This is a genomic window from Flavobacterium sp. TMP13 (assembly GCF_050847115.1).
GTDB lineage: Bacteria > Bacteroidota > Bacteroidia > Flavobacteriales > Flavobacteriaceae > Flavobacterium.
Window position 1 is genome coordinate 2,312,852 of the sequence record NZ_CP193656.1, and the last position, 14,874, is coordinate 2,327,725.

A 14,874-nucleotide genomic window follows, 5' to 3' on the forward strand; every position below is an offset into this window, starting at 1 on the left:
ATTAAATTATTTACCATGACCAAACAGCTCTTTACATTTTTAGCACTTTTTGTACTGTTGCCTGTCGTAGCACAATGGAAACCGGCTGGCGATAAAATTAAAACGGACTGGGGTGTGAAAATTGATCCTACAAAAGTTTTACAAGAATATCCAAGACCTAACATGGCGCGTACAGAATGGAAAAATTTAAATGGTTTATGGGATTACGCAATTACGAATGTAGGTGAAGTACCGACTCAATTTTCAGCTAAGATTTTGGTGCCATTTGCGGTCGAGTCAAGTTTATCTGGAGTAATGAAAGAAGTGGGTTATAAAAAAGAATTATGGTATAATACTACGTTCTCTGTACCCAATAACTGGAATGGCAAAGATGTTTTATTGCACTTTGGCGCTGTAGACTGGAAGACTGAAATTTGGATAAATGATATTAAAGTAGGAACTCACACGGGAGGATTTACACCTTTTTCATTTAATATTACGCCTTTTTTAAACAAAGGAGATCAAAAAATTACGGTAAAAGTTTGGGATCCAACAACTGAAGGCCCGCAACCAAGAGGAAAGCAAGCTACAAAACCAGAAAGTATTTGGTACACTCCTGTAACCGGAATTTGGCAAACGGTTTGGTTAGAACCAGTGGCAGAAAAACACATAGAATCTATTAAAAGCATTCCTAATATTGATTCGAATACTTTAAAAATTTCGGCAGATGTAGTGAATGCTTCATATGGTGATATCATTGAAGTAACTGTTTTAGAAAAAGGCAAAGTGATTGCGACTGCAAAAGTGGTGGCTACAGAATTTGTAGATATTGCAATACCGAATGCTAAATTATGGTCTCCAGAATCACCTTATTTATATCAAACCACTATCAAATTAATTAGTAATGGAAAAGTTTCTGATGAAGTAAAAAGTTATTTTGCCATGCGAAAAATTTCGACCAAAAGAGACTCAAATGGTATTGTGCGTTTGCAATTAAATAACCAAGATTATTTTCAGTTTGGTCCTTTAGATCAAGGTTGGTGGCCTGACGGATTGTATACAGCACCTTCAGATGAGGCTCTAAAATATGATATTATAAAAACAAAAGAGCTTGGATTTAATATGATTCGCAAACATATAAAAGTGGAGCCGGCACGCTGGTATACGCATTGTGATGAATTAGGAATTTTGGTTTGGCAAGATATGCCGAGCGGTGATGGACAAACGAATTGGCAAGGAAGAGGTTATTTTAATGGTTCTGAGTTTCAACGTTCGGCAGAGTCGGAGGCGATCTATAGAAAAGAATGGAAGGAGATTATGGACTATCTGTATTCGTATCCAAGCATTGCAGTTTGGGTGCCGTTTAACGAAGCTTGGGGACAATTTAAAACCGAAGAAATCGCTGATTGGACCAAAGCATACGATCCGAGTAGATTGGTAAATCCTGCAAGTGGAGGAAATCATTACAGAACAGGAGATATGTTAGACTTGCACAATTATCCCGGACCTAGTTTAGGAATGTATGATGCAGATCGCGCTACTGTTTTGGGAGAATATGGCGGAATTGGCTATGCAATTGAAGGTCATTTATGGAATACCGATAAAAATTGGGGTTACATTCAATTTAAAAGTTCAAAAGAGACGACCGATGAGTATGTAAAATATGCAAATGAATTAAAGAAAATGGTTAAAGCAGGTTTTTCTGCAGCCGTATACACACAAACAACAGATGTGGAAGGTGAAGTGAACGGATTTATGACGTACGATCGAAAAATTGATAAAATGAATTTTCCAGAAGTACAAAAGATTAACAAAGAGGTAATTGGTGTTTTAAAACAGTAACTGTTTGTAGAAGATCTTTTTAATTTTTAAAATAATAAGTATGAATTGTATTAAAATAATACTGTTTACAATTTTGGCAATGGTATTTTCATTTTCAAATGCTACGGCTAGCAATTTTAATAGTGAGCCGCCAGCCAAAAAAGAATTTAATATTTTAAAATATGGTGCTATTTCTGACGGAAAGACCTTAAATACCAAAGCAATTCAACGCGCGATCAATGCCGCAAATAACGTTAAGTCGGGCGGAACAGTTGTTTTTCCAAAAGGGAATTTTTTAAGTGGAAGTATTGAGATGAAAAGTAATGTTGATTTGTACTTTTCTGAAGGAGCAGTCTTGCTAGGGAGTACTGATCCAAATCAATACATGGCGATGGACAGCAAAGGAAGACCACATTCACCCAAAAACGACGATAATTCGCAACTCGCTTTGCTATTGGCAAGCAAAGCAAACAATATTAAAATTTATGGAAAAGGAACAATCGACGGTCAAGGGCGCGCACTGGCCTTAAATATTGATAGTTTGCACCATGCAGGTATTAAAATCGATCCCAATTATGGCTATCAAGTCATGCGTCCCAATGAAACGGTTCGTCCCAAATTGTTTCGTTTTTCACAATGCAATCAAGTAAAAATTGAAGGTTTAAACATCCAGAGCAGTGCCAGTTGGGGACTTTCTTTTGAGCTTTGTGATGATTTAATAATTGATAAAATTAAATTAACAAATCGTGCGTATTGGAACAACGACGGTATGGATATTACCGACTGTACCAATGTCAAAATAACCAATTGTGAGGTGGATTCTGCAGATGATGGAATTTGTCTAAAATCTTATTATCCAGGTTATGCAAACGATAATATTTACATTGCCAATTGTACCATTCGATCAAGTGCCAGCGCCATAAAATTTGGAACGGCATCTTATGGCGGTTTTAAAAATGTTACCATCGAGAATATTCAAATTTTTGACACTTTTCGTTCTGCGATCGCTATTGAATCTGTGGATGGCGGAATTATCGAGAATATCAAAGTGCAAAATATTACGGCAAAGAATACGGGAAATGCCATATTTATTCGCCTAGGACACCGTGGTGGGGACAAACCAGGAAGTATTAAAAATGTGCTAATTAAAGACATGAAAGTCGAAGTTCCGTTTGGACGTCCCGACATTGATTATGATTTACGAGGTCCAGAAGTTCCTTATTTTCACAATCCTTTTCCGGCTTCTATTACAGGTATTCCAGAGCATTATGTTGAAAATGTGGTGATAGAAAATCTTCAAGTAACGCATCCCGGAAGAGCTTCGAAAGGAATGGCTTACGTATCACTTAGTCGTTTAGAACAGGTTCCTGAAAAAATAAAAAATTATCCTGAGTTTGATATGTTTGGCGAATTGCCAGCATGGGCTTTTTATGTACGTCATGCAAGAGGCCTAGCATTCAAAAATGTTACTCTTAAATTAGAAAATCCTGATTTTCGTCCTGCTTTTATCTTTGATGATGTCGATGGTTTAAAAATGCATCTGATGGAGTTGCCTAAGTCGAACAAGAAAGAGATAATTTTAAATAATTCAAAAAACATAGAAATGGATAATGATGCAAATTCTGTAAAAATGGAATTGTAATTGCACCTCTTCTTAAAAGTATTTTCTTTCCATTTTAAATAGTTTACAACATTTATAATTTTAGAATTGTGTTTATAAAAAAGACCACTGTATTATTTTTCGTCTTTGCAATGCTGATTTTTCAAGGTTGTAAGACTGCTGAATTATCCTCTTCGAAAGCAAAAGTTAATGAGAGTCAAACCCTTGCTCATTATTTAAAAAACCTACAATATTCTGAAGACGGTAAACATTTATTTGGACACGAAAGCACAATTATGATGGGTGTTGGCGGTGATAAAGACTGGGAACTAAAGAATAGCACCGAAATAGGAAACACGATTGCAGATCAAAAATCAGATGTGAAAGAAATTACGGGGCAACTTCCGGCTATTATGGGGTATGATGCGTTCAAATTAATTTTAGATGTTACTGATGGTCCGAATCGGATGGAAGAAGTAAAAGGCAGTGTAAAGGCACTAAAAATCTATAGAGATAATGGCGGATTACTAGCATTCAATTGGCACATGCAACCTGTATTATTACCTAGTTATAAGGAAAGAGCCTATCGCATGGATGAGTTTAATAACAATCCGCACATTGAATTAATGAAGAAAGAACAGCCTTTTTATCATATTGCCAATGGCTTTGAATCGAAAGATAAATGGTGGACGGCGTATGAAACACAAAGACTTAAACCAATGGCAGAGCGATTAAAATGCATATCTGCAGATGGATCGGGAATTATTTTTAGACCTTTTCATGAAGCAGATGGCGATTGGTTTTGGTGGGGACTTAAATATCTGCAAGGCGATCAACCACTGAACGGTAAAGAAGCATTAATGAAAGTTTTTGTTGAAACGGCGCGGTATTTAAAACAAGAACTTCCTGGGATATTGATCGCATTTTCAACCGATAAATTAGATCATGTAAGTCACGAAAATGCGAAGAATGAGAATGAAATCGCCGACAGGTATAAGGACGAATTTAACACTTATTTACCAAAAAATCGAACTGATTTGGCTTTGATAGATATGTACGGAATGGATTTGTATACCAGTAAAGACAATCCTTTAGAAAGTTTAGATCGGTGCAGAATAAAATTGCAAGGGTTATCATTACTTGCCAAGGAACATGATAAAATAGCAGCTATTACAGAAGCGGGAAATCGAGGCCTTCCCTCTGAAGAAGATGAGAGACAACCAACCATTAATTATTACAATGATTATTTGTCCTCTTGGATATCTGACAAGAACGTTCATGTAGCTTTGGTTGTAATTTGGCAAAATTGGAGTAATAATAGAGATAGAAAAGCTTTGGATCCCGATGATGGATACTTTATTCCCATTTATAAAACCTCGGCTGCAGGAAAGGATTTTATTAATTATGTCGATAAGAAGCAGACAATTATGTTGCCTAATTTTAAAGCAGCATTCAATCAATATAAAAAACCTTAAAGTTTATTTGGAGAGCCAATTGCATCTCAAAACATTTAGATTTTCTTAGAAATAAATAGTAGTAAAATCATTTAAAGATATTCTCTGTAGTCTTCTACTGCTTTCTTTTTTTAGTCAATCGATTGCGCAGAAAAATAAAGATTTAAGACTCCTTATTGAAAAATAAAATTCATTTGTTTGAATTCAAAAGTACCGATAGGTTTACCATTCAAAATTCAAAAAATCTAAGAGGATTGCAATTTATTGAAACAGTATCATGTTAACGATGCATACATGATTTTTTTGCTGTATTCAACCAACTTTGCAACCGACTGGAATGGAGCACATGATAGAAAACCCATTAAGAAGTAATTGTGGAATGGTGTTTCAAAAAATAGAATTGCCGCCTAGTAATTTTAAAATTTAAAAAAAAATGAAAATAATAGTAAAAATATTTTTCATCATCTCTTTAAGCTTAGCTCTCAATAGAGCCAATGCTCAAATACAAGTAACTAAAAAGGAAATAAATAATAGTGACAGTATTTTGCGTTTTGCCATTGTAAGTGATCGAACTGGCGGAATGGAAGCCGACATTTTTGATAAAGCCATTGATAAACTCAATTTGATGCAACCGGAGTTTGTAATTTCTGTTGGCGATTTAATTGACGGTTATACCGAAGACCCAAAAATTTGGAATGCGCAGTGGGATGAGTTTGATAGTATGGTCAATCGTTTGGATATGCCTTTTTATTACGTTCCGGGAAATCATGATGTCAGTAACGAATTGCTAACGGATGTTTGGAGAAAACGTCATGGCAAGGATTATTATTCCTTCGTTTATAAAAATGTACTTTTTATTTCTTTGAATACCGATGAGATAAAAAATGGAGGGATAAGCGACCAGCAAATTGATTATGTAGTAAATAGTTTGAAAGACAACCAGGCTGTAAAATGGACCTTATTATTCATGCATAGACCGCTTTGGTCGTATGGAGACCAAGCAGGTTATGAATCTATAGAAAAGGCCCTTATTGGTAGAAAATACACCGTTTTTTCTGGACATCATCACAATTACCAATATCAAGTAAAAAATGGTATGGATCATTATGTATTGGCAACGACAGGTGGCGGAAGCTGGAGACGTGGTGCTGATGTTGGCGAATTTGATCACATTACATGGGTCACCATCAAAGACAAAGAACCCGAAGTTGCACTTATTGATGTGAATGGTATTTATGATAAAAATCTAATTCTTCCAACCGATTATGAGGATATCGAAAGTTTGCGACGTGGCAATTGGTTGAATATTGAGCCTGTGATTAGTGAATTAGAAAATTTTACAGCAACAAAAATAAATGTTTTGGTTAAAAATGAAATGAAACGTCCTATGATTATTTCGGGAGAACTATCAGAAAAGGAAGGTATTGTTTTTGAACCAAATACTATTTTAGAAAAAATAGCTGCTGGTCAACATAAAATTATACAATTTAATGCTAAAAGTGCATCAGGCAAACCGATTGCTGTAGCTGACATAAATAATAATCCGATCAACTTAGAATTGAAAGCAGGATTTGAAAGAAAAGAAAGAAATAATATCAGTTTGGCTGCTTCCAAAAGACTTTTTATGGATTGGAAACATCCACTAAAAAATACTACTGCGCCAATTACGATTGATGGTAAAGTAGCCGATTGGAAAAAAGAAGATTTAATAGATGTAACGAATCCACAATTTTTATTAGAAGATTGGGATTGGAAGAATTCTGATGATGGTCAATTTTCGTTCAATGTCGTTACAGATAAAACACATCTTTATGTAATTGTTCAATTTAAAGATAATCTTATCATATCCAACACAAAAAAATTAGAGGCGCTGCAAGATAAATTTTATGTCCATTTAAATACTAAACCAAATGCAAAGGAATATTATCAATTGGAATTTGCTGCTGGAGATAAAATAAATACTCCACTGATGAATGCTGAAGCAAAAAAAATTAAAGGTTTGAAAGCAGCCATTACAAAAAGTGCAGCGGGAGAAGTTTTAGAAATTTCTATTCCATTAGAGAGTATTGATGCTGTTACGGCAGATAGTATTCGAGTAAACATTGGTATTATGGATCATGATCGACCTGAAAACACAAAACCATCTGTAATTTGGTGGCGACCAATGTGGGACAGCAAGAGTACGTTTGACAATTCAGGTACTTTTTATAAATAAAACTATATAATACCACACTTTATAATATTGAAAATTAAATTTTAAAAAATGAAAAAAATAGTCTTATCCTTACTTATCATTCTCAGTACAGGTATTATTTCTGCACAGAAAAAACCAGCTGATTACGTGAATGTTTTTGCAGGAACTTCCAATTCAAGATGGATGCTTTTTCCAGGACCGAGCCAGCCTTTCGGAATGGTAAAATTGAGTCCAGACAACCAAGGAAATGTATGGAATGCGGGTTACGAATATTCGGTAAATAGTATTTCAGGTTTTAGTCATTTACATGGATACAGTTTGTCAGGGGTAAGTTATATGCCCTTTGTAGGTGATTTGTATTTTGGAGAAGAATACGCTAAATTATTTCCTGGGCCGCCAGACGGACCGTTTGGTCATATGTGGACCGCAGGATATCGTTCTCGTTACGAGAAAGAAAGCGAAAAAGGAAGTGCAGGATATTATTCGGTGCATTTAACGGATGCAAAATCTACCGTAGAATTGACAGCGACAGATCGTTGTGGAATGATTCGTACTACGTTTCCAAAATCGGATAAAAGTGCATTATTATTAGATTTTAATCCTCCAACAGAAGAATCTTCAGAAATTGTTGATGTTAAATTTTCTAAAGTTAGCGCTACTGTTATTCAAGGTTCTATCACTTTTAAAAATGGAAATACAGATGAAACTATCGTTCATTTTCAGTCACAATTTAGTAAGCCCGTAAAAAGTATTGACAGTTGGCAATATGGCAAATATACAGGTGATCAAACCAATTACGGAACCGATTGGAGAAGAAAAGCTAAAATAGAAAAAAACGTTACTTCTTTTAACGGAAAAGGACAATGTGGTGTTATTATGCATTTTGAAACTGCCGAAGGCGAGCAAGTGATTACTTCGACAGGACTTTCGTTTGTAAGTGTAGAAAATGCTGGTTTAAATTTAAAAACGGAACTAGGAGCGCTTAACTATGATTTTGATAAGGTAGTAGCGAACTCAAAACAAGTTTGGAATGATCTTTTGAGTCACGTAGAAGTAAAAGGAAAAGAAGAAGATGTAGAAAAGTTTTATACCAACTTCTATCGCTCCTTTACAGGAAAAAATTTGATGAGCGATGTAAACGGTGAATATGTTGACATGTGCGAAAAAGTGCAAAAAGTACAAGCACCTGCTGATGCGGTCTATAGCAGCGATGCAATGTGGGGAACTCAATGGAACCTTACACCATTATGGACATTAGTAGCGCCAAAATATGCCAACTCGTTTGCCAACTCGCTTATCGAACTGCAACGAGTGGGAGGCTGGATTCCACAGTCACCAGTAGGACTGGAATATGCTTTGGTCATGGCGGCACAGCATCAAAATTCTTTGTTGATTAGTGCGTATCAAAAAGGAATTGCGGAGTTTGATCCTAACAAAGTCTACGAAATGATCAAACATGATTATACCACTCCAGGCGAGAAACACCCTTGTGGGGGATTTGTTGGAAATATCTATTTGAAAGAATATATGGAATATGGGTACGTTCCCGAAGAAACAGGAACTACGTCACATACTATGGAATATGCCTTTGATGATTGGTGTATGTCTGAATTTGCCACGGCATTGAACAAAAAGAAAGATGCCAAATACTTTTTGAATCGTTCTAAAAATTATGAAAATATTTTTGACAAAGAAATAGGATATATTAGAAGAAAGCATAAAGACGGAACTTGGTATGCTGATTCAAATCCGCTTACAATGGGAACTGAAGGCGGATGGAACGGTAAAGGTTTTATGGAAGGAAATGCTTGGCAATATACTTGGTTTGTACCTCAAGATTTGCCAAATCTTGTAAAGTTAATCGGTAAAGACGAATTCAATCGTCGTCTAGAAGAAGGTTTTGAAAAAGGCTATGTTGATTTGACCAATCAACCGAATTTAGAGGCTCCATTTTTATTCAATTATTCAGGAAAACCTTGGTTAACACAAAAATATTCTAGAATGGTAGCCAATAAATATTACAGTACTTCTCCCTATACAGCTTGGTTGGGTGAAGAAGATGAAGGACAAATGGGTGCTTTATATTGCTTGTTTTCGATGGGAATTTTCGAAATGAAAAGTGGCGCTTCTGTAAAACCATATTATGATATTAGTACACCAGTTTTTGACGAAATAAAAATTAATTTGGATAAAAAATATTATTCAGGTGGCACTTTTACGATCAAAACGGTAAATAACAAATCTGAGAATGATTATATTCAATCTATGTCGTTAAATGGTAAAAAGTTTGAAGGATTCCAATTGCTTCACAAAGATGTTGTGAAAGGTGGAGAACTTCACATTCAACTCGGACCTTTACCAAAAAAATAATAAGGTTTGAGCAATGATTTCTCATCGATTTACAATTTAAAAAACTACTATTATGATTAAAAAAACAGCTCTAATTTTGATTGTTTTATTTTGGAGTATTCCAAAAATATACAGTCAATATCCAAACAATACGACCTTACAAAATTGGGTTGTAAAAGACTCTGCTTATAATGCTCCTAAAAATGCCAATCCTGTTTTAGCGGGTTATTTTGCTGATCCAACAATAATTGAAGACAATGGGATTTTTTATATGTATGCGACAAGTGATATGAAATCATGGGATTCTATCACTAAAATGGCAGTTTGGAGTTCTACCGATTTAAAGAATTGGACATGCTCTTATCTCAATTGGCCTTTACGTGAAGAAATTAAAAGTGATACAGGTAAACAAGATGGTGTTTGGGCACCAAGTGTGGTAAAAGGGGGTGACGGAAAATTCTATATGTATATAACCATTGGTCGCGAAATATATGTTGGTGTTGCCAATCATCCATTAGGACCGTGGAAAAATGGACGTAAGGATAACACGCCATTAATAAGACATAAAGAATTTTATTATGTGGAGACAATTGATGCCGAATGTTTTATTGATGATGATGGACAAGCCTATTTGTATTGGGGTTCTTCGGACTCAGGGATGAGTATCGAGGGCAGATGTCTTGCCGTAAAATTAAATAAAGACATGGTTTCATTCAGTGACAAACCAGTAGATGTAACACCTCCGTATTTTTTTGAAGCACCTTATATGCTTAAAAAAGATGGAACGTATTATTTTATGTATTCTTTTGGAAAAACATGGGATCAAACGTATCAAGTTCGTTATGCAACAGGAAAAACTCCTTTTGGACCGTGGACCGAAGGAATGGTTAGACCACTTTTGATTGGGAACGAAGCAACTAAAAGAATTACTTCTACTGGGCATCATACCATGTTTAAGTATAAAGATAAAAATTACATTGTTTATCACGCTTTTAATACTTTAAACAACTATGATGTTTCGGCAAAATTGAGACAAGTTTCAATAGATGAGTTAATTATTACTCCTGATGGCGAAATGCAGCATGTAATTGCAACACACAAAGGAACTTTGCCACCAGTACAAGATAAAAATAAAAATTTAGCCTTTGGTGCAAAAGTAGCAACTTCTTCAGACCTTGATGAAGTATGTAAAGCCAGTTATGTTAATGATGAAAACAATGGTACACTTTGGATTTCAAAAGAAAAAGAAGCAGCATGGGTGTCATTGGATTTTGGAAAAGAAATCAGTTTTAGCAAAGTCGAAATTTATTTTGAATACCCAATATATCCGTACAGCTACACCATTGAAGTGTCGAATGATGGAAAAACTTGGAAAATGGTAGACAATCAAATTACTAATGTCAAAATTGGTTCCCCAATGGTAATAGATAAAAAGTCAAAAGCCAAGTTTCTTCGCGTCAATTTAAAAGATAATAAGTCTGCCGAGCGGTTGGGCATTTGGGAAATAAAAGTGTATTAAAGCAATATTTTAGTTGAGATTTGTTAGAACTTAGCTCGATTTATAATTATGTGGTTTGCTGCAAATAAATAAAATTATTGCGACAGCAAAATCCATAAAAACGGATACTTATTAAAAGTATTAAATCATTCCATCTAAATTTTATTTACAATATAGTACGGTTGCTTTTCGTAAAAGCAACCGTACTTTTTTTTGAGTATACCTCATCTCAAAATATTTTTTTTCAGGTAGTAATGCGCAAATCCGTTGCGAAGTCTTTTAAAAATGTTCATTTATAAATTTTGAAGCAATGAGTAGAAAATTTAAAGTTGATAAAATAGTATTATAAATTAAAGTTCAAATAAGAAGATTTTAGTTTTAGTATACTTTTTTTAAGCGAATTTATAATACGTCGCTATTACTTTTTAAAGAGACGCTATTTTTAATTATTTAATAATTTATGCAAATTTTTTTATTACCCATAAAAAAAATCAATTAAACTTTTAAGGCCGGCAAATTACTTTACAACTCTATTTTTTACCTCTTTTTTAAAACGGTACGTTTTTTTTGTGCAAGGTTATAGTTTTAGATAAGAGAATGACAAAATAGTACTATAGGTAAATATGTTTATGCTGTAGTTTTAACAAATAATTAATACCAAACTCAAAAACCAATTAATGAAAGAAAACTAACCAAAACAAACGGAAAAGAGAATAGTAAATCAGCGCTCAATGTTGCTACTAATCTACTTTAATCGTTAGGTGGATTTTAAAATTTTCCACAAAACGAAATGACTAATAAAAAACCAAACCTTATGAAAAAATTTTTATTTACCAGCCTATTTTGGCTTTTACTTGTCCCAGCAGCGTTTGCCCAGCAGCAAATATCTGGTACAGTTACAGATGACCTTTCTGGAGAACCACTTCCGGGCGTTAATATTCGTCTAGACGGAAGCAGAGAAGCAGTCATGACCGACTTTAATGGAGGATTTTCTATTACTGCAACCAAATCATCGGTTCTCTCTTTTTCTTATATTGGTTACAAGACCAAAAAAGTTACGGTTGCTGATGATAAAACATTAAATGTTGCATTAACCTCTGAATCAGAATCACTTCAAGAAATTGTAGTTACGGGTTATACTAAAGTTCGAAAAACGGACTTGACCAGTGCACAATCTACAATTTCGGCTAAAGGAATAAGCGAAACAATAAATACCACGGTAGAGCAAGCCATACAAGGTAGAGCGGCTGGTGTATTAGTAACTCAAAATTCTGGAGAGCCCGGTGGAGCTATTTCAGTAAATATTAGAGGTATTAGTTCGCTTAACGGATCCAATCAGCCTTTATATGTAATTGATGGAGTTCAAATAGCTGTACAAGAATTTTCTGGAGGAAGAGCGATTTCTTTAAGTCCTTTGTCTGGTTTAAATCCGGCAGATATTGAGACGATGAATATCTTGCAAGGACCATCTGCAACTGCTTTGTACGGTTCTAGAGGAACGAATGGTGTAATTGTTATTACTACTAAAAGAGGTAAAGCAGGAAAAGTAAAAATAGGATACAATTATACGTATTCTTTACAAGCTCCTCCAAAAAATATTAATGTAATGAACTTAAGACAGTACGCGCAAATTGTAGGCGAGTACCACGATATTGCTGGAGGAAAAATACCTCTAGAATTTTTGGATCCTTCAATTTTAGGTGACGGTACCGATTGGCAAAAAGAGTTGTATCGCTTGGCACCATTGACGAAACACGAAATGAACATAAGTGGAGGTAGCGAAAATACAACCTATTACTTGTCTGGTGAATACTTTAAGCAAGAAGGTATCTCGCAAGGGTCTAATTTCGACCGTTATGCAATGCGCTTAAATTTAGACAATAAAGCAAATGACTGGTTAAGTTTAGGAGCTAATGTGAGTTTTAACCAAACGCTAAATGAGCAATCTGCTTCTTCAGAATCGGTAATTAGAAATGCAACACGATTGAGTCCTAATATTCCAGTTAAAAATTTCGACGGAACGTATGGCGGAGGAAGCACAGATCCTACGTCTCCAGAAAGATACAGTGCCCCTAACCCAATTGCTATGGCAAATTTAAACACCAACGAAACGTTGAATAGACAATTTCTTGGAGGTTTAAATTTAAAAATAGACATCATAGAAGGTCTTGCTTTTAAGACGTCAATGAATACCAACATTAATTACGGTAGTGGAACTTATTTTTTGCCTAAATATAAATTTGGCGTAAGCGAACGAATTAATTCGCAATTGACTAAAGTCGAAAATAATTCGACGTACTGGAAATTTGATCAGTTTTTAAATTACGATAAAAGTTTTGGTGACCATAATGTAACGGCTATTTTTGGTCATGAAGCACAAAGTGGCGCCTGGAAAAATTTGGAAGGAATTAGACAAGATTTTCCGATTGATATTATTGATTTAAATGTAGGAGATGTGAAAACATCTATTGCAAACGGTGGTCAAAATGACTGGTCGTTAGAATCGTATTTAGGAAGTGCTAGTTACAATTACAAAAACAAATATTTTATTCAAGGAGCTATAAGAGCCGATGGATCTTCAAACTTTGGTCCAGAAAATAAATGGGGTTATTTTCCGTCAGCGTCAGCGGCATGGAGAGTTACCGAAGAATCATTTTTTGATGTAAAAGCGATCAGTGAGCTTAAGTTTCGTTTCGAAACCGGTGTGACAGGAAGCAATGGTCCAGGAGGAGTTATTTATGGAGCATTGAACAGTGGGCCAACTTCTTGGGGAACTGGATTTTTACCGGGTAAATATGCAAATCCTAACTTAAAATGGGAAGAAACAACTACGAATAATATCGGTATTAATATTGGTTTGTTTAATAATAGAATCACGCTAGAAGCAGATTACTTTGACAAACAAACGGATAATTTAATTATGGATTTACCATTGCCATTGTATTACGGTGTTGATGGTGCTGGTAGAATGAGTCCGCCAACGGTTAATATTGGAGCATTGTCTAATAAAGGTTGGAGCATTGCTTTAAACACAATTAATATTAAAAATAGTGAGTTCTCTTGGTCCACCAATTTTAATATTTCGCATTTTGATGCAAAAATTAAAAAATTCTATACTAAATCAGCAATTGTGGATCGTTTTAATCGTGAGTTCGGAGAATGGACACAGCGCTCAGTTGTGGGAGGAACGCCTTGGCAATTTTATGGTTATATAGAAGAAGGTTTGTTTCAATCACTTGATGAAATTAACAATAGTGCTTTGCCTGTTGATAATAAAGGAGATGAATTGGCGGTTGAAAAAGAAAAAGGAATCTGGGTTGGCGATGTGAAATATAGAGATATTAGCGGACCAGATGGAGTGCCAGATGGTATAATTGATGAAAGAGATCAAACCTTTATTGGTAATCCGTACCCAAAATTATTTGGAGGTATGACAAATACTTTTACATATAAAGGATTTACGTTAGGAATTTTATTAACGGGTTCTTACGGTAACGATGTGTACAATTATTCGAAACTGGTTAACTCAAATCCAAACAACATCAATATTGGAAGAAATTTACTTGTTGATGCGTTGGATTATGCAAAGGTTATAGACGATGGCGCCGGAAATCCAATTTTGGCAAATCCAGGAACAAATGTAGCTCGAATTTCAAATTCTTTAAATGGTAACTACAACAGGCAAACTAGTAAATGGGTAGAAGACGGTTCATATATCCGACTTAAAAATATTTCTTTGAATTACGATTTTGGATCAAAAATATTAAAAGATTTAAAAATTATTCAAGGGTTTAGAGTTGGAGTAGGCGTACAAAATATTGCCACTTTTACCAAATACAGCGGTTACGATCCTGAAGTTGGTTCGTACGTAGGAAACGCATCATATCAAGGATCTCAACCAATCGGTTTTGATTATGGACGCTATCCAATAACACCGATGTACTCATTTAACTTAGGACTTAACTTTTAAAAATAGCGA

General features: G+C 34.9%; 7 protein-coding genes. All 7 read left to right on the forward strand.

All coding sequences use genetic code 11. The annotated features are described in order from the left end of the window. Positions 1-15: 15 nt before the first annotated feature. Positions 16-1,821 carry a glycoside hydrolase family 2 protein gene (locus tag ACRASX_RS10065; protein WP_432221115.1) on the forward strand — a complete coding sequence of 602 codons (1,806 nt, stop codon included), beginning with the start codon at positions 16-18 and terminating at the stop codon, positions 1,819-1,821. Positions 1,822-1,861: 40 nt separating this feature from the next. After that, complete coding sequence (locus tag ACRASX_RS10070; protein WP_432221116.1) at positions 1,862-3,442, forward strand: glycoside hydrolase family 28 protein; 1,581 nt, start codon at positions 1,862-1,864, stop codon at positions 3,440-3,442. A gap of 68 nt (positions 3,443-3,510) precedes the next feature. After that, positions 3,511-4,875, forward strand: coding sequence for a glycosyl hydrolase (locus ACRASX_RS10075; protein ID WP_432221117.1), 1,365 nt, complete (start codon positions 3,511-3,513; stop codon positions 4,873-4,875). A 412-nt stretch (positions 4,876-5,287) separates the two neighbouring features. Beyond that, entirely contained in the window at positions 5,288-7,069 is a 1,782-nt protein-coding gene (locus ACRASX_RS10080) for a metallophosphoesterase (protein ID WP_432221118.1), read from the forward strand. A 48-nt stretch (positions 7,070-7,117) separates the two neighbouring features. Beyond that, positions 7,118-9,418 carry a GH92 family glycosyl hydrolase gene (locus ACRASX_RS10085; protein WP_432221119.1) on the forward strand — a complete coding sequence of 767 codons (2,301 nt, stop codon included), beginning with the start codon at positions 7,118-7,120 and terminating at the stop codon, positions 9,416-9,418. 52 nt (positions 9,419-9,470) lie between these two features. Continuing rightward, positions 9,471-10,916, forward strand: a complete 1,446-nt coding sequence (locus ACRASX_RS10090) for a family 43 glycosylhydrolase (protein ID WP_432221120.1) — start codon at positions 9,471-9,473, stop codon at positions 10,914-10,916. A 793-nt stretch (positions 10,917-11,709) separates the two neighbouring features. Beyond that, positions 11,710-14,865 (forward strand): SusC/RagA family TonB-linked outer membrane protein, encoded by a 3,156-nt coding sequence (locus tag ACRASX_RS10095; RefSeq protein ID WP_432221121.1) that lies wholly within the window; start codon positions 11,710-11,712, stop codon positions 14,863-14,865. The last annotated feature ends 9 nt before the right edge of the window (positions 14,866-14,874 follow it).

Excerpts from the sequence above, each read along its gene's own strand:
- ACRASX_RS10065 (WP_432221115.1), top strand. The coding sequence starts at position 16 with ATGACCAAACAGCTCTTTACATTTTTAGCACTTTTTGTACTGTTGCCT.
- ACRASX_RS10070 (WP_432221116.1), top strand. The coding sequence starts at position 1,862 with ATGAATTGTATTAAAATAATACTGTTTACAATTTTGGCAATGGTATTT.
- ACRASX_RS10080 (WP_432221118.1), top strand. The coding sequence starts at position 5,288 with ATGAAAATAATAGTAAAAATATTTTTCATCATCTCTTTAAGCTTAGCT.
- ACRASX_RS10085 (WP_432221119.1), top strand. The coding sequence starts at position 7,118 with ATGAAAAAAATAGTCTTATCCTTACTTATCATTCTCAGTACAGGTATT.
- ACRASX_RS10090 (WP_432221120.1), top strand. The coding sequence starts at position 9,471 with ATGATTAAAAAAACAGCTCTAATTTTGATTGTTTTATTTTGGAGTATT.
- ACRASX_RS10095 (WP_432221121.1), top strand. The coding sequence starts at position 11,710 with ATGAAAAAATTTTTATTTACCAGCCTATTTTGGCTTTTACTTGTCCCA.